The sequence below is a fragment of the Klebsiella sp. HMSC25G12 genome, assembly GCF_001807705.1.
GTDB classification, from domain to species: Bacteria; Pseudomonadota; Gammaproteobacteria; order Enterobacterales; family Enterobacteriaceae; genus Klebsiella; species Klebsiella variicola.
Genome location: NZ_KV789804.1, coordinates 75,845 through 95,454, shown reverse-complemented (window position 1 = coordinate 95,454; position 19,610 = coordinate 75,845). Strand labels below are relative to the sequence as shown.

General features: G+C 57.7%; 12 protein-coding genes. 4 read left to right on the top strand and 8 right to left on the bottom strand.

Annotated features, from left to right (window positions below):
- The first annotated feature begins 223 nt into the window (after window positions 1-223).
- Window positions 224-1,384: a SulP family inorganic anion transporter gene (locus HMPREF3096_RS03020; RefSeq protein ID WP_072125767.1), complete on the top strand. Its 1,161-nt coding sequence runs from the start codon at window positions 224-226 to the stop codon at window positions 1,382-1,384.
- Here the strand turns inward: HMPREF3096_RS03020 and mgtE are convergent.
- The 6 genes from mgtE to HMPREF3096_RS02990 form a co-directional block, all read right to left on the bottom strand.
- Window positions 1,347-2,783 carry a magnesium transporter gene (gene mgtE / locus HMPREF3096_RS03015; RefSeq protein ID WP_012541001.1) on the bottom strand — a complete coding sequence of 479 codons (1,437 nt, stop codon included), beginning with the start codon at window positions 2,781-2,783 and terminating at the stop codon, window positions 1,347-1,349. The genes HMPREF3096_RS03020 and mgtE overlap by 38 nt on opposite strands.
- Window positions 2,784-2,938: 155 nt before the next feature.
- A complete protein-coding gene (locus tag HMPREF3096_RS03010) occupies window positions 2,939-4,582 on the bottom strand; it encodes a multidrug ABC transporter permease/ATP-binding protein (RefSeq protein ID WP_008803981.1) in 1,644 nt (547 codons plus the stop codon).
- A gap of 74 nt (window positions 4,583-4,656) precedes the next feature.
- Complete coding sequence (alkB, locus tag HMPREF3096_RS03005) at window positions 4,657-5,310, bottom strand: DNA oxidative demethylase AlkB (RefSeq protein ID WP_008803980.1); 654 nt, start codon at window positions 5,308-5,310, stop codon at window positions 4,657-4,659.
- Window positions 5,310-6,374 carry a bifunctional DNA-binding transcriptional regulator/O6-methylguanine-DNA methyltransferase Ada gene (ada, locus tag HMPREF3096_RS03000; protein ID WP_008803979.1) on the bottom strand — a complete coding sequence of 355 codons (1,065 nt, stop codon included), beginning with the start codon at window positions 6,372-6,374 and terminating at the stop codon, window positions 5,310-5,312. The genes alkB and ada overlap by 1 nt, the downstream gene beginning before the upstream one ends.
- 73 nt (window positions 6,375-6,447) lie before the next feature.
- Complete coding sequence (gene apbE, locus HMPREF3096_RS02995) at window positions 6,448-7,500, bottom strand: FAD:protein FMN transferase ApbE (RefSeq protein ID WP_008803978.1); 1,053 nt, start codon at window positions 7,498-7,500, stop codon at window positions 6,448-6,450.
- A 103-nt stretch (window positions 7,501-7,603) separates the two neighbouring features.
- Window positions 7,604-8,695, bottom strand: a complete 1,092-nt coding sequence (locus HMPREF3096_RS02990) for a porin OmpC (protein WP_008803977.1) — start codon at window positions 8,693-8,695, stop codon at window positions 7,604-7,606.
- Between the two features lie 770 nt (window positions 8,696-9,465).
- Here HMPREF3096_RS02990 and rcsD point away from each other — a divergent pair.
- Both rcsD and rcsB read left to right on the top strand, forming a co-directional pair.
- Entirely contained in the window at window positions 9,466-12,123 is a 2,658-nt protein-coding gene (gene rcsD, locus HMPREF3096_RS02985; RefSeq protein ID WP_022064826.1) for a phosphotransferase RcsD, read from the top strand.
- Between the two features lie 15 nt (window positions 12,124-12,138).
- Complete coding sequence (gene rcsB, locus HMPREF3096_RS02980) at window positions 12,139-12,789, top strand: response regulator transcription factor RcsB (RefSeq protein ID WP_004201684.1); 651 nt, start codon at window positions 12,139-12,141, stop codon at window positions 12,787-12,789.
- 45 nt (window positions 12,790-12,834) lie between these two features.
- Here the strand turns inward: rcsB and rcsC are convergent, their stop codons facing one another.
- Window positions 12,835-15,675: a two-component system sensor histidine kinase RcsC gene (rcsC, locus tag HMPREF3096_RS02975; RefSeq protein WP_012967528.1), complete on the bottom strand. Its 2,841-nt coding sequence runs from the start codon at window positions 15,673-15,675 to the stop codon at window positions 12,835-12,837.
- Between the two features lie 131 nt (window positions 15,676-15,806).
- Window positions 15,807-18,440, bottom strand: a complete 2,634-nt coding sequence (gene gyrA, locus HMPREF3096_RS02970) for a DNA topoisomerase (ATP-hydrolyzing) subunit A (RefSeq protein ID WP_012967527.1) — start codon at window positions 18,438-18,440, stop codon at window positions 15,807-15,809.
- Between the two features lie 146 nt (window positions 18,441-18,586).
- Here gyrA and ubiG point away from each other — a divergent pair, with 146 nt between their 5' ends.
- A complete protein-coding gene (gene ubiG, locus HMPREF3096_RS02965) occupies window positions 18,587-19,315 on the top strand; it encodes a bifunctional 2-polyprenyl-6-hydroxyphenol methylase/3-demethylubiquinol 3-O-methyltransferase UbiG (RefSeq protein WP_008803973.1) in 729 nt (242 codons plus the stop codon).
- The last annotated feature ends 295 nt before the right edge of the window (window positions 19,316-19,610 follow it).

Sequence of the window (19,610 nt, the reverse complement as noted above, 5' to 3'; positions counted from 1 at the left end):
AATGTTTAATAAATGTATACACCAAATCACTTTTTGTACTGGTAGCCTTGGGGATTCCGCGCTATCATCCTCGGTTTTGTGACAGACCGCACGGAAGCAGGGCCTGCCACCGCTCCCTCTTTTTTATAAGCTGCGAACTTTTTTTATGCCCCCAGTTTCTGACCCCGCCGCTTCCGGCAATCTGCGCCCCATCCTCCGCTCCCCGTCGTTACTGACGCGCGAAGTGCTGGCCGGCGTGCTTACCGCCCTGGCGTTAATCCCTGAAGTTATTTCGTTTTCGGTCATTGCCGGTGTTGACCCGCAGGTCAGCCTGGTTGCCTCGGTGGTGCTTTGCCTGGCGATGTCGGTCCTCGGCGGGCGCCCGGCAATGGTGACGGCTGCTGCCGGGTCGGTGGCGCTGGTCATTGGCCCAATGGTGCATCAGTACGGCGTGGGCTACATTCTGCCGGCGGTCATTCTGGCGGGTATGATTCAAATTTTGTTTGGTCTGTGCGGCATGGCGCGCCTGATGCGTTTTATTCCCCCGGCAGTGATGACCGGGTTCGTCAATGCCCTCGGGATCCTGATTTTCTTTGCTCAGGTACCGCACTTCTGGAGTCGCCAGCCGCTGATCGTCGGCCTGTTCGTCCTGACGCTGCTTATCGTCCTCTGGGCGCCGCGCTTCATTAAGGCCGTCCCGGCGCCACTGATCGCCATTGTCGCGCTCACTCTCTATACCGTCACCACTGGCCAGCAGTTGCCCACCGTCGGCGATGAAGGCTCGATGAGCGGCGGCCTGCCGGGATTCACTGCCCTGACCGTCCCCCTGAACCTGGCGACACTGCAGATTATCTGGCCGTGCGCCCTCAGTATCGCCTTTGTCGGTCTGATGGAGTCCCTGCTGACGGCTAAGCTGGTGGACGATCTCACCCATACTCCGTCGAACAAATCGCGGGAAAGCGCCGGGCTGGGTATCGCTAATATCCTTGCCGGCTGTTATGGCGGTATCGCCGGCTGCGCGATGATCGGCCAGACCATCGTTAACGTGGAGATGGGCAGAGCCCGCAGCCGTCTCTCAACGGTGATCGCCGGTCTGGTGCTGCTCCTGCTGGTGACAGCGCTCAGCCAGGTGATGGCGCAGATCCCGATGGCGGTGCTGGCAGGGGTGATGGTGATTGTGGCGGTGAAAACCTTTAGCTGGCATAGTATTCGCCCGGGCGAACTGGTGCGTAATCCGTGGCCGGAAACGCTGGTGATGCTGGTGACCGTCGCCGCAACGGTGGGAACCAGCAATCTGGCGATCGGCGTGCTGGCGGGGATCGTCGCCATGGCGCTCATCCCCCGCCGCCTGCGCACGAAGGCGCAGGCTACATCAGAAACAGCGTCGCCAGACCAAGGAAAATAAAGAAGCCGCCGGTGTCGGTGATAGCGGTGATCATCACGCTGGAGCCGACCGCCGGGTCGCGCCCCAGCTTCACCATAACCATCGGGATTATCACGCCCATCATCGCCGCCATCAGCAGGTTGAGCATCATGGCCAGCGTCATCACCCCACCGAGCTGCGGATCGTCATACAGCCACCAGGTAATGGCCCCCATAATCCCGCCCCATACCAGGCCGTTAATCAGGGCGACGCCCATTTCACGCAGGATCAGGAAGGTAAAGCTGCCGGGCTGGATCTGCTGTAGCGCCATCGCCCGGACGATCATGGTGATCGTCTGGTTGCCGGTATTGCCGCCGATCCCGGCGACGATCGGCATCAGCGAGGCCAGCGCCACCAGCTGTGAAATGGTGTGTTCGAAGCCGTCGATGACCCTGGAAGCGATAAACGCCGTACACAGGTTGACCGCCAGCCACGCCCAGCGCGTTTTCACCGCCTTGCTGACCGGGGCGAAGACATCCTCTTCATCGCTCAGGCCCCCCATCCGGCGCAGATCGTTATCGGTTTCTTCATAGACCACATCGACGATCTCATCGATGGTCAGTCGCCCGATCAGCTTACCATCGGCATCAATGACGGCGGCGCTGAGCAAGTCATCACGTTCGAAGGTGCGCGCCACCTTCTCCGCCTCTTCGTGCGGCTGAAAGGTGACCGGATCGCCCTCCATCACCTCCCCTACCCGCTTCTGCGCATCGTTGAGCAGAATGGTCTGCAGCTCCAGCTCGCCGAGCAGCAGCTTGTTACGGGTGGTGACGAACAGCTTATCGGTGTTTTCCGGCATTTTACCCAGACGCCGCAGATAGCGCTGCACCGCTGCCAGCGTGGCCTCCGGTCGCACCGTAATGACCTCAAACTCCATGATCGACCCGACGCTGTTGTCGGCGTAGCGCATAATCTGGCGAATACGGGCACGCTTCTCGGCCGGCAGGGTCGCCAGCAGCCGTCCGGTCAGGTTGCGCGGCAGATGCTGCAGCAGGTAAACCTGTTCATCGATATCCAGCGGCTGCATCGCCTGCAGCAGCTCGGGGTCGCTCATCTTGTCGATCAGGTCGCCCCAGACGTTTTCTGAGGCTTCCAGCAGCACTTCGCCACGTTTATCGTCAGGCACCAGGCACCACAGCGCGGTGCGGGCGTCATAGGGGAGCGCTTCCAGCGCATCGGCGAGATCCGGCGGCGGCAGATGCGAGACCAGGATCTCGACTTCCGCCAGGTCATCGGCCAGCGTGCCTTCATCATAGCGTTCGGCCAGCGTCAGTTTGCCCAGCAGCGCGGAGGTCACTGCTTTATCGGTGCTCAAGAGCCAAATCAGACGGGCGCGCTCTTCGTCACGTAAGCGGGCGCTTTTTTTATGCAAAACGGACATCGATCGGGCAATCCTTTTGAGAATAGTGAGCCGGCCTGCGGGCCGGAAGCCTTAAGCATAGCGCGAGGAGGGGGAAATAATAACCGCCAGCAATGTAGTCGCTGAAAATTTCAGCGGCGCGGCACCCGGCTTTTCCCCCGGGCTCGCGGCGAGCATCAGGCCGTACGGGCCACCGCATCGCGGGAAGCCTGCGCCCGCTCCTCCCCGGTGAGCTCGGACAGCTGGCCGGCACGCATCTCCAGCAGGCGATCGGCGTGCTGGAAATAGTGATCGTCATGGCTGATGGCGAACACGGTTTTCCCCATCTGCTGCATCAGCGGCAGCAGCACCTGATAGAACTCGCGGCGGAAATGCGGATCCTGATCCGCCGCCCATTCATCCAGCAGAATGATGTCCCGGGACTCGGCCAGCGCCAGCAGGAGCGCCACGCGCTTCTTCTGCCCTTTCGACAGCCGGAGGTCGGCGATTTTCCCGTTCTCCAGCTGCAGCTTGTGGGCCATTTGCAGGCGCTCCAGCCACGTTGCCACCAGCGCCGGATCGGCCTCCTCTCCCTGCGGCCCGAGCAGGCGGTCAAACAGCCAGACGTCGGTAAACACCGCGGAGAACAGTTTGCGATACTCCTCCGGTTTATCCGCCGCCAGCGGCTGGCCGTCCACGAGGATCTGACCGGAAACCGGCTGATACAGGCCGGTCAGGAGCATCGCCAGGGTTGACTTGCCGCTGCCGTTGCCGCCGATCAGAAACACCAGCTCGCCGCGTTTCAGCGTCAGGTTAAGCGGCCCTACCGCAAAGCGCTGGTCCGGATAATGGAAAGTGACATCGCGCAACTCCAGCGTCTGCCAGTCAGGATGCGCCTGCAGCCGGGGAAATTCGGCTTGATATGGGGCGAGAGAGAACTGGCGCAGCTTGTTAAACGCCACCTGGGCGCTGAGCAAGGTGGGCAGCGCGCCGACGGCGGAGAGCAGCGGCGTGCGCAGAAACAGCAGCGTCAGGGAATAGGTCGCCGCCACGGCGGTATCGGCCCAGCCGAGGCTGTTGGCCATCCAGAACACCAGCCCGATGGCGCCAAGCATCATAATATTCGACCAGTTAACCGCGCTGAGATGGAAGGTATCGGCGCGAACGATATGGTGCCGATACTCCCGGGCGTCCGGGAGGTAGAGCTGATTAAACACATACTCCGCGCGTTCGCGATTGAGGGTCAGCTCTTTGCGCCCCTCCAGCACCGTCTGGTAGTCGTGATACAGCTTATCTTCCGTTTCGCGCAGGCTGGCCATATGTTTGTACACCCGCGACACCAGCACAAAACCGCCCCAGATGGTGAGCGCCATCCACAGCGCCGTCACCAGCATCATTTTGCCTGACAGCCAGGCCAGATAGGCGGCAGAGCCGAAGGTCAGAATGATCCCCTGCACCAGCTCCGGCAGGCGCACAAAGGCGATGGTGATGTTACGGATATCGCTGGTCAGCCCGGCAAGCAGCGACGCGCTGCCGATCTTCTCCACCTGTTCAATCTGAGTATCGAGGATGCGTTTAACAAATTCGCCGCGCAGGCGATAAACAAAATGGTGGCCGAGGGTGGTCAGCGCCAGCTGGGAGCCCAGCGTCACCGCCATCAGCAGCCCCAGCAGGCCAAGAAACTCCGGCAGGACCCGCAGCGAGGTATCGACAGCGGTAATCAGGCGCAGATTAATGAAGGCGATTAAGCCGATACCCAGCGCGGCGCTGAGCAGACTGAGGGCAATCACGCCGAGAAACGGCCAACGATACTGACGCCAGACGAGAGAGAGAAGTTCCATAACAGGCTATCCGGAAAAGCAAAACAGCCAGCAGTTTAAACGGCTCGCCGATGACATCAAGAATAATTCTTATTTTAATACTGGCGACTGCCCGCCTGCCGAAAAGTGAGGTTGTAACGACAGTCGCCCGTTTCGGGGTGATGACCCGCTTTCAGCGGCTGAATACCATGATAAAACAGACGCGACTCGCCGCCCCAGACCACCACATCGCCATGCTCCAGCAGCAGCCGCTGTAGCGGGTCGCTGCGTTGCAACCCGCCAAACTGAAAGATGGCCGGCAGACCCAGCGAGACCGAGACGATCGGCGCCCGCAGATCCTGTTCATCTTTATCCTGATGCAACGACAGTTTTGCGCCCGGCTGATAGCGGTTAATCAGACAGGCGTCGGGGGAAAAGTTCGGATAGCCGCCGGCCGCGGCTGCCGCCAGCGCCAGTTCGCGGAATACGGCAGGCATCGGCGGCCAGGTTTGATCGGTTAACGGGTCGACCGGGTCGTACAGGTAGCCGTGGCGATCGGTGGTCCAGCCCAGCGCGCCGCAGTTGGTCATGGCGACCGACATGGTGTATCCGCCCGGCGTGACCATCTGGCGAAATGGCGACTGGCGGGCGACATCGGCAATCGCCTGCAGCAGCGCCGGGGCGCGCTCGCGGGCGAAGCGTCGGAGCACCACCGCACCGGGTGCCAGCGGCTCCTGCCACGGTGGCGTATCGCTAAACAGATCGAGCATTATTCCTCCTCGTATTGGGCCTCGCGCGCCAGCAGCTGCGCTTTCCGCGCCGTTCCCCAGCGATAACCGGACAGCGCGCCGCCCTCCCGTACCACCCGATGGCAGGGAACGATCACCGCCAGCGAATTCGCCGCGCAGGCGCCAGCCACCGCTCTTGCTGCTCGTGGCAGACCAATATGCTCTGCCACCTGGCGGTAGCTGCGGGTCTCGCCCGCCGGGATCTGCCGCAGCGCCTGCCAGACCTGCAACTGAAAGGCGGTGCCCTGCAGATCCAGCGGCAGCGATACCGGCCGCCGGCTGTCGTCGAGGTGGGCGAAAACCTCGGCCATTTGGCGACGGAACTCAGGGGTGCCCTGGCGCAACTCGGCGTTGGGAAAGCGCTGGCGCAGGTCGTCGAGCAATGCCGTATCGTTATCGCCCGGCAGAACGGCGCAAACGCCACGCTCACTCTGCGCCACCAGACAGCGGCCCAGCGCGCAGTCGCCCGTGGTCCAGGTCACCACGGTGGCGGCGCCGCCACGGCGAAACTGACGGGCGGTCATACCTAATGCCGCATCGGCCTGACGATAATAGCTGCTGCTGTCGGGAAAACCGGCCGCCAGCGCGGCGCGGGTCACCGTGTTCCCCTGCTCCAGCGCTTCCCGCAGACGTCGGGCGCGCCACGCCTGTTGCCACGCTTTGGGGGTCATACCGGTGACGGATTTAAACAAACGGTGGAAATGAAACGGGCTGACCGCCAGCTCACGAGCCAGCGCCTCAAGGGTCAGGGGCGCGTCCTGCTCCAGCAACCGGCAGGCCTGCGCCACTTTGTCGACCCTTTGCTGCTGCGGATCGTCTTTATCCGGCTGGCAGCGTTTGCAGGGGCGGAACCCCGCCGCCACGGCAGCGGCGACGTCGGCAAAAAAGCGCACGTTTTCCCGCCGCGCACGACGCGAGCGGCAGGAAGGGCGGCAGCAGATACCGGTGGTCAGTACCGCAAAGACAAACTGACCATCGGCCCGGGTATCACGTTCGCAGACCGCCTGCCAGCGGCGGTCATCGGTATCGGCAACTATCGGTTTCATGACGAGGCTCCTGCTGTAAGTGTATCCTCAGTCTGCGGCGACGCCCGCAGCAAAAAACCCGCAATCTTGCTTTTTAATTTTTCTCGCCGACGAGGAAGGTGCGAAACTGTGGCGACATCCAGGTTTTAAACCCCTCGCCCTCTTTGACGATCATATAGACTGCCAGCCCCTGCTCGCGCACCACCTGCTGCGCTTTTTCCGGCCCGAGGACCATCAGTCCGGTATCCCAGCCATCCGCCTCCAGCGCCGTTGGCGCAATGACGGTGACGGAGACCAGCTTATGGCTTATCGGCTGCCCGGTCTGCGGATCGATGACGTGCGAGATACGTTTGCCGTCGAGTTCATAGTAGTTGCGATAGCTGCCGGAGGTGCTGATGCCGTGACCATTGATGTCGACAATCGCCTGGACGGCGTTTTCCCGGTCAGTCGGTTTCTGGATCGCCACCCGCCAGGGCTTGCCTTCGCCGTTCATCCCGCGGCTCACCAGCGCCCCGCCTACCGACACCAGATAGCGGGAGATCCCCTCCTGCTCCATCAATCGCGCGAGGTGATCGGCAGCATAGCCCTCCCCCACCGTGGAGAGATCGACAAACAGATCGGGGATATCTTTTTGCAGGAATTGCCTGCCGCTCTGATTGATAACCTGCAGATGCTGCAGGCCGGTGCGCGCCTTCGCCGCGGCTATCGCCTGGGCATCCGGGGTGGTGACCGGCTGTTTATCCGGGCCAAAGCCCCACAGATTGACCAGCGGCCCCACGGTAATATCCATCGCGCCGTGCGTTTTGGCGCCAATCCGCAGCGACAGCGTCACGATGTCCGCCATCGCTTCGCTCACTGGCCAGGGCCGGGTATCCGCCGCGTGGTTGAAACGCATCAGCGCCGAGTCGTTTTTCCAGGTCGAGAGCAGGCGATCGTCGGCGTCCAGCTGGGCCTGAACCTTGGCGCGCAACGCCTCAGCCTTTGCCTCATCCACGCCAATGACGCTGACCCGCCAGAAGGTGCCCATGGTTTTGCCATCCAGCACGGTGGCCGTCGAAGCTGGGGTCGCAGGGGTGGTGGCTGAATCGCAGCCAGAGAGCAGTACGCAGGCGCCCAGCAGTGCGGCGCGAAAGAAAGTCATGTCCATTAGTCGAGGCTCCTCTTACCAGGGCGACAAGAGTATACCAGCGAGGTTAAACCAGACATAAAAAAAGGCGCCAGAGGCGCCTTTTTCTTGTGCAGCTTGCGACTTAGAACTGGTAAACCAGGCCCAGTGCAACCACGTCGTCGGTAGAAACACCGGCGTTACGGGTGAAGCTGTTGTCGTCCAGCAGGTTGATTTTGTAGTCAACATAGGTGGACATGTTTTTGTTGAAGTAGTAGGTCGCGCCAACATCAACATATTTCAGGAGGTCCTGGTCGCCGTAGCCTTCCAGATCCTTACCTTTAGACTGCAGGTAAGCCACGGACGGACGCAGACCGAAGTCGAACTGGTACTGAGCAACCACTTCGAAGTTCTGTGCTTTGTTAGCAAAGCCCAGGGAACCGGCGCGGGTCGCGTTGTAGGTCTGGGTGTACTGAGTGGCCAGGTAGATGTTGTTCGCGTCGTATTTCAGACCACCGGTGTAGGTTTCAGCGTTGTCGCCGTTACCCAGAACCAGGTTGTTCTGATCGTCGGTACGTTTAGAGTGAGAGTACGCGAAACCAGCGCTGATGCCATCAAAGATGTCATAAGTTACAGAAGTACCGTAGCCGTCGCCGTTCTGTTTCTGCGCGCCACGACCGTTGTTGGTCGCGCCTTCGCCGCTGACGCTGCCGTTTTTACCCTGGTACTGCAGAGCAAAGTTCAGGCCGTCAACCAGACCGAAGAAGTCAGAGTTACGGTAGGTTGCAACGCCGTTAGCACGGGACTGCAGGAAGTTGTCAGAACCGTAGGTGTCGCCGCCGAATTCCGGCAGAACGTCGGTCCAGGACGTTACGTCGTATACCACGCCGTAGTTACGACCGTAGTCGAAAGAACCCGCGTCGCCAAATTTCAGACCGGCGAATGCCAGACGAGTCCATGCCTGATCGCTGGAGCTTTCAGTGTTGTTCGCCTGAACGTTGTATTCCCACTGGCCGTAACCAGTCAGCTGGTCGTTGATCTGAGTTTCGCCTTTAACGCCTACACGCATGTAGGTCTGGTCGCCGTCTACGCTCTTGTCGTCAGAGAAGTAGTGCAGACCATCGATTTTACCGTACAGGTCTAATTTGTTGCCATCTTTGTTATAAATTTCAGCCGCATTTGCTGCGCCTGCTACCAGCAGAGCCGGTACCAGGAGGGACAGTACTTTAACTTTCATGTTATTAACCCTCTGTTTGTTATATGCCTTTTATTATGCCACTGCTTACTGATTACCCTTCTAATCAGTCGGCTATTTCATTGTGCTGCAAAATGCAGAATAATCCAACAAGAATATGATACTAAAACTTCTAAGATGTTTCAAAATGCCCACAAGATGTTTCAATTTGTAAAAATGGCGGAACTTTTTGCACCACAAAATGGTCTGGGAAATACGCACTAATAATCAAAAAAATATTTATTGATTCACAATCAATCACATACACACAAATAACTCTATAGCACTGAATGGTAAAACAAAACTATCATTGGTGACTAAAATAACAGTCGCTATCATCATTAACTTTATTTATTACCGTCATTCAGTTCTGAATGTCTGTTTACCCCTATTTCAACCGGATGCCTCGCATCCGGTTTTTTTTACCCTTCTTTACACAACTTTAATTTATCTGTGCTACGGCAAAAAATTCCCTAACGACTATTAATCAATCAATTAGCCTGTCAATTGCCCTTATTCAGCCAATGTCTTGTTATTTCGTGCGATTCTTCCGCCTGTACTTTGTCAATATCGCGACTGGTCAGCGTTGTTGGCGCGGTTTCATTGGCGCTTCGATTCTAAGATAATTCCTGGAGAGTATCGCGCCGCTGGCACCATTCTGTAGTATGGATTTACGCCATTAGCCTTTATACTGCCTGCAGCATCTGCTTTGTTGCCAGTTACTCTGGCGCTACATCCTGTTTACAAACAATGATGAGTCGTTCAGCCACAAGATGACCCCGAAAAAATTCTCCCTGATCCCCGGCAACATCAGCCGCTTCTTCATTTTGATGGTTATTGTCCTGCTGGCGACGATGGGGGTGATGATTCAAAGTGCCGTCAATGCCTGGCTGAAAGAGAAGAGCTATCAGGTGGTTGATGTCTCCCACGCCTTGCACCAGCGCATTGACACCTGGCGCTATGCCACCTGGCAGATCTACGACAATATCGCCGCGACCTCGGCTAACGCTGCGAGCGGTGGCTTGCAGGAGACGCGTTTAAAACAGGACGTCTACTACCTTGAGAAGCCCCGGCGTAAAACCGAAGCGCTGATTTTTGGCTCCCACGATAGCTCGACCCTCGAGATGACGCAGAAAATGTCCGATTATCTCGATATTTTGTGGGGTGCGGAAACCATCCCATGGTCGATGTACTATCTCAATGGTCTGGACAATAGCCTGATTTTGGTCTCAACCCTGCCGTTGAAGGACCTCTCCTCAAGCTTTAAAGAGTCAACGATCAGTAGCGTCGTGGAATCCCGGCGCGCGGAGATGCTGCTGCAGGCCAATACCCTTGATGAGCGCGAGACCTTCTCGCCGCTGCGCCATCTCGCCTGGCAGAACGCGCACTACTTTACGTTACGCACCACCTTCAACCAGCCTGGACATCTGGCCACGGTGGTCGCTTTCGACCTGCCGATTAACGATCTGATCCCGCCAGGCATGGCGTTGGACAGCTTCCGTATCGAGCCAGACCCGTCGCAAAACATTGCCACCAATCCTGACAAAGAGACGACCGACCATATCGGGATCACCTTTAACGGCATGCAGATCGACATCGCCACCGATATCAGCACTACCGGTATGCAGTTGCTCTGGACGGTACCGCTGAGCAGCATGCTGCTGGCCGCCCTGCAGAATATTCTTCTGCCGCTGCTGCTCAACATTGGCCTGCTGGCGCTAGCGCTGTTTGGTTTTACCACCTTTCGTCACTTTAAAGGACGCAGCAATCCGTCTGGCGCCGGGCTCCCTTCCGCCGCCAACAGCGAACTGCGTCTGCTACGCGCTATAAATGAAGAAATTGTTTCTTTGCTGCCGCTGGGGCTGCTGGTTCACGATCAGGAAGCCAACCGAACCCTTATCAGCAACCCTATTGCCGACCATCTGCTTCCGCACCTGAATCTGCAGAACATCACCAATATGGCGGACCAGCATCAGGGGGTGATTCAGGCCACCGTCAATAATGAGCAGTATGAAATCCGCCAGTATCGCAGCCAGGTAGCCCCGCGCACGCAGATCCTGATTATCCGAGACCAGGACCGCGAAGTGCTGGTCAATAAAAAGCTCAAGCAGGCCCAGCGCTTGTATGAGAAAAACCAGCAGGGGCGGGCGGCCTTTATGCAGCATATTGGCAGCGCCCTGAAGCAGCCCGCGCTGAACCTGGCGGCAGAGGCGGCGGCGCTCAGCAGTACAGAGAACCGAACGCTGGCGCAGCATGCCGATGAGCTGGTCAAACTGATCGATGACATTCAGCTCGCCAATCTGCTGGAAAGCGACACCTGGAAAACCAGCCAGGCGCTGTTCTCGGTTCAGGAACTGATCGATGACGTTGTACCGGAAGTTCTGCCGGCGATGAAGCGCAAGGGTCTGCAGCTGCTGATCAATAACGCACTTCCTGCCGGTGAGCAGCGCTACGGTGACCGTGAAGCCCTGCGACGCACACTGGTACTGTTAATCCAGTATTCCATCACCACCACGCCTATCGGCAAGATCACCCTCGACGTTTGCCAGGACGAGTCGGCCAGCGATCGTTTGACCTTCCGTATTCTGGATACTGGCAACGGCGTCTCGGCAAACGAGATCGACAATTTGCACTTCCCGTATCTCAACGAGACCCAGAGCGATCTGTACGGCAAGGCGAACGCCCTCACCTTCTGGCTGTGCGACCGCATGACGCGCAAACTGGGTGGGCAGTTGACCATCAAAGCGCGGGAGTCGCTGGGAACGCGTTATACCCTGCACCTGAAAATGCCGGCCAGCGAAGAGGCGCCAGAGGCGGGCGAACATCTGCTGGATGACGTTATCGTCCTGCTGGATGTGACTTCCAGTGAAGTGCGGCGGATTGTCACACGCCAGCTGGAGAGCTGGGGGGCGTCCTGCATCACGCCGGACGATCGGGCGACAAGTCAAGCGTTCGATCTGTATTTAACGGATAATCCGTCTAATCTTACTGCTTCGGGCTTGCTTTTAAGCGATGATGAGGTCGGGATACGCAAGATCGGCCCGGGACAACTGCGGGTCAACTTTAATATTAGCACGGCGATGCAGGAGGCTATCCTGCAGCTTATTGAGCAGCAGCTGGCGGAGGAGGCGGTTCAGCCCGCCACCTCAGGAAACGAGAGTAACGCCGAACTCCATGCCAGCGGCTATTACGCACTGTTTGCCGATACGGTACCGGATGATGTTCAGAGATTGTATACTGAAATCGAAGCGGGCGATTTTGCTGCTCTGGCGCAAACCGCCCACCGCCTCAAAGGGGCATTTGCTATGCTTAATCTGATACCCGGCAAGCAGTTATGTGAAACGCTTGAGCATCTGATTCGCGAAAAGGATGCGCAAGGCATAGAAAAATATATCAGCGACATTGACGCTTACGTCAAGAGCTTGCTGTAGAAGGTAGCCTTATACATGAACACTATGAACGTAATTATTGCCGATGACCATCCGATCGTACTGTTCGGTATTCGTAAGTCACTTGAGCAAATTGAGTGGGTGAACGTCGTTGGCGAGTTTGAAGACTCCACGGCCCTTATCAACAATCTTCCGAAGCTGGACGCCCATGTGCTGATCACCGATCTGTCCATGCCCGGTGATAAATACGGCGACGGGATCACGCTGATTAAATACATCAAGCGCCACTTCCCGGATCTGTCGATCATTGTTCTGACCATGAACAACAACCCGGCGATCCTCAGCGCGGTGCTGGATTTGGATATCGAAGGGATCGTTCTCAAGCAAGGAGCGCCGACCGACCTGCCAAAAGCGCTGGCCGCGCTGCAGAAAGGGAAGAAATTCACACCGGAAAGCGTCTCTCGTCTGCTGGAAAAAATCAGCGCCAGCGGCTATGGCGATAAACGCCTGTCGCCGAAAGAGAGCGAAGTGCTGCGTCTGTTCGCTGAAGGCTTCCTGGTGACCGAGATCGCTAAAAAGCTCAACCGCAGCATCAAAACCATCAGTAGCCAGAAGAAGTCGGCAATGATGAAGCTGGGCGTGGAAAACGACATTGCGCTGCTGAACTACCTCTCCTCCGTCTCGCTAAGTTCGACGGATAAAGAGTAATCCCTTTGTTTTCTCCGTCTCGCCCCGGCGAGACGGAGCTCCCCGTTATTCCCGCCCGTTACGTACCCGCGCCGCATACACCGTCAGCGTTTGCTTCAGCACGTCGAGGGTGACCGGCTTGGACAGGCAGCTGTCCATCCCCGATTCAAGACAGCGCTGCTTCTCTTCCGCCAGGGCATTGGCGGTGACGCCGATCACCGGCAGCGTCAGGCCAAGCTGACGAATGCGCTGCGTCAGACGATAACCATCCATATTGGGCATGTTGACGTCGCTGAGCACGATATCGATATGCTGTTTGCTAAGCACGTTGAGCGCGTCGACCCCGTCGTTAGCGGTCACGCACTGGTAGCCGAGCGATCCCAGCTGATCCGCCAGCAGACGGCGGTTAATCGGGTGATCGTCGACCACGAGGATCATCATGTCGTCGTTATTACCGATCTGCGCGTCCGGCGCCATCAGCGCCCGGCTATTCTCCGCGCTGGCGAGGGCGACGTGGAAAATACGCCCCAGCAGCGGCAGCAGTTCATGCGGCGTCGTCACGCTATGCAGCCACTCTCCGGCCGCTCGCTCCTGCGGGATGCCGATATGGCGGCGGCAGAAGATGACCATCGCACTCCCCTGCCAGCCCCTCTGCGCTTCATCGTCAGTCAGTAAGACATCGTCGGCGTCCGGCGTTTCTCCGGCATGGCGGCGTACCGTCAGGCCGTGATAGCTGAGCAGCGACGTGACGAACATCGCCAGCGAGGTATTATGGATTGCCAGCCAGCAGGTCTTGCCTGCGAAACCGTCCGCCGTCACCTGCGGTGTGTTCTGCACGCCATACAGCGGGATACGGATGGTGAAACGGCTGCCCATCCCCGGCTCCGTTTCCACGGCGATATCGCCATCCATCATGCTGATCAGCTTTTCACAGATCGCCAGGCCAAGGCCGGTGCCCTGGAAGTTTCGCTGCACGCCGGTCCCCACCTGGAAGAAGGGGTCGAACAGGCGCAACACCTCTTTCGCCGGGATCCCCTCCCCGGTATCGCGGACGCTGATCTGCAGATAATCCCCCGCACACTGGACGTGCAGGATAATACAGCCGGTGTCGGTGAACTTAATCGCATTGCTCAGCAGGTTAGAGATCACCTGCTGCAGGCGCATCGGGTCGCCGGACATCTGCTCCGGGACATCCGGCTCGATAAAACAGTACAGACCCAGCTGCTTGCGTACCACCAGCGGCAGATAGTTAGCAGAGATATGGTTCATCACTTCGCGCGGGGAAAACTCCCGCGGCTCGATCTTCAACTGCTCAGACTCGATTTTCGAGAAATCGAGAATATCGCTGATGATTTTCAGCAGCAGGCTGGAAGAGTTGTTCATCGCCGTCACCAGGCGATCAACGCCCTTCGGCAGGGCCTTAGTCTGCAGCAGATCGAGGTTACCGATGATGCCGTATAGCGGGGTACGCAGCTCATGGCTGACGGTCGCAAGGAACATCGATTTCGACTGGCTGGCCTGTTCAGCCGCCTGGGCCATCTCCTGCAGCGACTCCTCCATTTTCACGCGGGCGGAAACGTCCACCAGCACGCAAATGGCGACGTTTTCATTGCGATAACGCGAATGGACAAAGCTAATCTGCAGGTTGGTATGGTTGCTGGTCAGCACATCGACAAAGTTGACCTGCTGGCCGCAGATAATCTGCGTCAGCCGCTGGCGATCCTCATGGGTCAGCATATTCAGGTAGTTGTGCGCCAGCTCGTTACTGAGAATATTGGTCCCGTCGACGGTGCGCAGAATACAGATCCCCACCGGGGCTGAGGCCACGATTTTGCGGTTGAACTGTTCATGCTCTTCCAGTCGCTGCGCATCATTTTCCGCCGGGATAAAAATGCGCCGCTCATACATTCGCGCCAGCGCAAACAGCATTGCTCCGGTCAGAATATTGAGAATGATGGCGTTGATGATGAGCATGCGGATCCGCTCCAGCACCTGGTCCACCGAAACGGAATAGACGATACTTAAGGAGGACGGCGCCAGGCTTTTTTTCAGCACCAGCTCGCGAAAGCCTGCGCTGTAGCCAAACCACATCCGCTCCTGCATCCACTTCGCTTCGCTCTGGATTTTGCCTTCCGCGCCGGCCAGCGAGATCAGCGGCTGGCCGTTATCGTCAAAAATCGTCACGCTCATCGGCAAACTGCCTGGCGTGAAGAAGCTCTCCATACGGATGGTCTGCTCCACGCCGAGCATCGCCTGCAGACGGTTGGCCATATAGACCGGGGTCAGGGCATAAAAGTAGCCCACGCCGGGGCGCACGCCCTGGCTTATCCAGAACAGGTTGTTGCCGCGCTCGTTTTGCGGCGCGTTGCGATATTGCTCAATGCGCTGATGCAGGACTTTCAGCGCCTGATCGCGCTCAATCGGCACGTCCCGTAGGCCAAAGTTGGCCATGCAAAGGTTATCGCTGCCAATGAGAAAGATGCGGTTAAGGTCGTAGGCAGCGGTAAAATTATCCCGCCAGTAGCGCATAAACCACGCCAGTGATTGCAGCGAATTACGCCAGGTGCTGCTCATCGCGCTGCAGTCGGAATCTGGGTACAGGGGTTCAAAGTTGGGCACCGCGATATCGCCGTTTTGCCCTTGCGCTACCGCGTCCCCTGCCGACAAGCGGTTACCGGCGACGTACTTCAGCTCTTTAATCACGTCCGCCGTACGCTGAATATAGCGCTGGGCCTGATCGGCGTTGAGATTGAGCTCCTGATGGATCTCGGCTTCCCGCTCGTGCAGGGCATTGACGATATAGAACACAGAGACAAACGCAATCAGCAGCCACAGTAATACCGCCAGCGCTCTGAACAGATAACGTGAAACCTTCAGGGTTGTATGAAACGAGGCAAGATATTTCAATGTGGCGATGCTCGGCCGTCAGGGACTCAACAGAATGGGGTTAAAGTAGCGGTAAACCGGCTTTGCCGCAATCTTAATGCAAAAAGGGCCGGGAGAATACCCGGCCCTTTCAGAACATTTACCTGGGACGATTACTCTTCGTCTTCGGCGATGTCGTCATCGGTATCCGCTTCCGGGGCGATATCGTCATCGCCTTCCGCTACGCTACCGTCGATGGCATCCAGTTCTTCGTCGTCCACCGGCTCTGCCACGCGCTGCAGACCCACCACGTTTTCATCTTCCGCGGTGCGGATGAGGATCACACCCTGGGTGTTACGGCCCACGATGCTCACTTCGGAAACGCGGGTACGAACCAGCGTCCCGGCGTCGGTGATCATCATGATCTGATCGCAGTCATCCACCTGCACGGCGCCCACAACGGAGCCGTTACGCTCGGTGACTTTGATCGAGATAACGCCCTGAGTGGCACGCGATTTGGTCGGATACTCCGCCGCTGCGGTACGTTTACCGTAACCGTTTTGCGTTACCGTCAGGATCGCGCCTTCGCCGCGCGGAATAATCAGCGAGACGACGCTGTCGTTTTCCGCCAGCTTGATGCCGCGTACGCCGGTGGCGGTACGGCCCATGGCGCGAACGGCGTCTTCTTTGAAGCGCACAACCTTACCGGCCGCGGAGAACAGCATCACTTCGTCCTGACCAGAGGTCAGATCGACGCCGATCAGCTCATCGCCTTCGTTCAGATTGACCGCGATGATACCGGCGGAACGCGGACGGCTGAACTCGGTCAGCGCGGTTTTCTTCACGGTACCGCTGGCGGTCGCCATAAAGACGTTGACGCCCTCTTCGTACTCGCGGACCGGCAGGATGGCGGTGATACGCTCATCGGCTTCCAGCGGCAGCAGGTTGACGATCGGACGACCGCGCGCGCCGCGACTGGCTTCCGGCAGCTGATAGACCTTCATCCAGTACAGACGGCCACGGCTCGAGAAGCAGAGGATGGTGTCATGGGTGTTAGCCACCAGCAGGCGGTCGATAAAGTCTTCTTCTTTAATGCGCGCTGCTGACTTGCCTTTACCGCCACGACGCTGTGCTTCATAGTCGGTCAGCGGCTGATACTTCACATAGCCCTGATGCGACAGGGTGACCACCACATCTTCCTGGTTGATCAGATCTTCGATGTTAATATCAGCGCTGTTGGCAGTGATTTCGGTACGACGTTCGTCGCCGAACTGGTCGCGGATCAGTTCCAGCTCTTCGCGAATCACTTCCATCAGACGGTCGGCGCTGCCGAGAATGTGCAGCAGTTCCGCGATCTGCTCCAGCAGCTCTTTATATTCGTCGAGCAGTTTTTCATGCTCAAGGCCGGTCAGTTTCTGCAGACGCAGATCCAGAATCGCCTGAGCCTGCTGCTCGGTCAGGTAGTATTTACCGTCGCGCACGCCGAACTCTGGCTCCAGCCATTCCGGACGCGCGGCGTCATCACCGGCGCGCTCCAGCATCGCCGCAACGTTACCGAGATCCCACGCCTGGGCAACCAGCGCCACTTTCGCTTCTGCCGGGGTCGGCGCGCGACGGATCAGTTCGATAATCGGGTCGATGTTGGCCAGCGCAACGGCCAGCGCTTCGAGGATATGCGCCCGGTCGCGCGCTTTGCGCAGTTCGAAAATCGTACGACGGGTCACCACTTCACGGCGGTGGCGTACAAACGCGGCGATGATGTCCTTCAGGTTCATGATCTTCGGCTGACCATGGTGCAGAGCAACCATGTTGATGCCGAAGGAGACCTGCAGCTGGGTCTGGGAATAGAGGTTGTTGAGCACCACTTCCCCTACCGCATCGCGCTTCACTTCAATCACGATGCGCATCCCGTCTTTATCAGACTCGTCACGCAGCGCGCTGATGCCTTCCACGCGTTTTTCTTTGACCAGCTCGGCGATTTTCTCAATCAGGCGCGCTTTGTTCACCTGATACGGAATTTCGTGCACGATGATGGTTTCGCGGCCGGATTTCGCGTCCACTTCCACTTCCGCGCGCGCGCGGATGTACACTTTACCGCGACCGGTGCGGTAAGCCTCTTCAATGCCACGACGGCCATTAATAATGGCGGCGGTCGGGAAATCAGGGCCTGGAATATGCGCCATCAACCCTTCAATGCTGATGTCTTCATCGTCAACATACGCCAGACAGCCGTTGATCACTTCCGTCAGGTTATGCGGCGGTATATTGGTCGCCATCCCTACGGCGATCCCGGAGGCGCCGTTCACCAGCAGGTTAGGAATTTTGGTCGGCATGACGTCCGGAATACGCTCCGTACCGTCATAGTTGTCGACGAAATCGACCGTCTCTTTTTCAAGATCGGCCATCAGCTCATGAGCGATTTTCGCCAGACGAATTTCGGTATAACGCATCGCCGCGGCGGAGTCGCCGTCGATGGAACCGAAGTTACCCTGGCCGTCCACCAGCATGTAACGCAGCGAGAACGGCTGCGCCATACGAACGATGGTGTCGTATACCGCGGAGTCGCCGTGCGGGTGGTATTTACCGATTACGTCACCAACGACACGGGCTGATTTTTTATAGGCTTTGTTCCAGTCATTGCCCAATACGTTCATGGCGTAAAGTACGCGACGGTGTACCGGCTTCAGGCCATCTCGGACATCCGGCAGCGCACGGCCAACAATGACCGACATCGCATAATCCAGATAAGAGTTCTTAAGCTCTTCCTCAATGTTGACCGGTGTAATTTCTCTCGCAAGGTCGCTCATCTAACCGCTATCCCTCTACTGTATCCCGGATTCAAAGGTCGCAAATTATAACACAGCCGCGCTAATAGAGGTAAAGCAATACGGTTTATTCATGGCGCGCTGCTGATATACTCGCAGGTCTGAACAGAAAAGGAGTAAAAGCGCCCATGAATGCCGAAAAAACGTCGGTAGCCCCTAACGTCGATCATGCTGAAATCGCCAAATTCGAAGCCGTCGCCTCGCGCTGGTGGGATCTGGAGGGCGAGTTCAAACCGCTCCACCGCATCAACCCGCTGCGGCTGGGCTATATCGCCGAACGCTCCGGCGGCCTGTTCGGTAAAAAAGTCCTCGATGTCGGCTGCGGCGGCGGCATTCTCGCCGAGAGCATGGCGCGCGAAGGTGCGACGGTCACCGGACTGGACATGGGCGCCGAACCGCTGCAGGTCGCGAAGCTGCACGCCCTGGAGAGCGGTATTCAGGTGGACTATGTTCAGGAAACGGTTGAGGAACATGCCGCGAAGCATCCGCAGCAGTATGACGTCGTGACCTGCATGGAGATGCTGGAGCACGTGCCCGACCCGCAGTCGGTGGTGCATGCCTGCGCGCGGCTGGTGAAGCCCGGCGGCCAGGTCTTCTTCTCCACCATCAACCGCAACGGCAAGGCCTGGCTGATGGCGGTGGTCGGTGCGGAATATGTCATGAAGATGGTGCCTAAGGGCACTCATGATGTGAAGAAGTTTATCAAACCGGCCGAGCTGCTGAGCTGGGTAGATCAGACTACTCTGAAAGAGCAGCATATCATCGGTCTGCATTACAATCCGCTGACCAACACCTTCAAGTTAGCGCCGGGGGTTGATGTTAACTATATGTTGCATACGACCGCCAAACAGGACTGAGGTCAGCACCTGCGCTTATGATGATTGCGCGGCATCAAGCCGCGTGATTATTTCTTCCGATGAAGAAATCAGCACTCGATCAAATTTTCATTTTTTTTTCTGTTTTATTGACTTCTTCTCCAGGCCTTATGCGACGTGGACTTGCGGATTATTACCCTTCCGCAACCTCAATTTAACGTCAAAATCAACCCTTGTACTCAAAAGATTCCTTACTAAAATACTCACCATATAGCGTTTCTTTTATCGACAACCCCCTACATATAGTATTTATCCACAGAGTTAGTCACAACGGCCT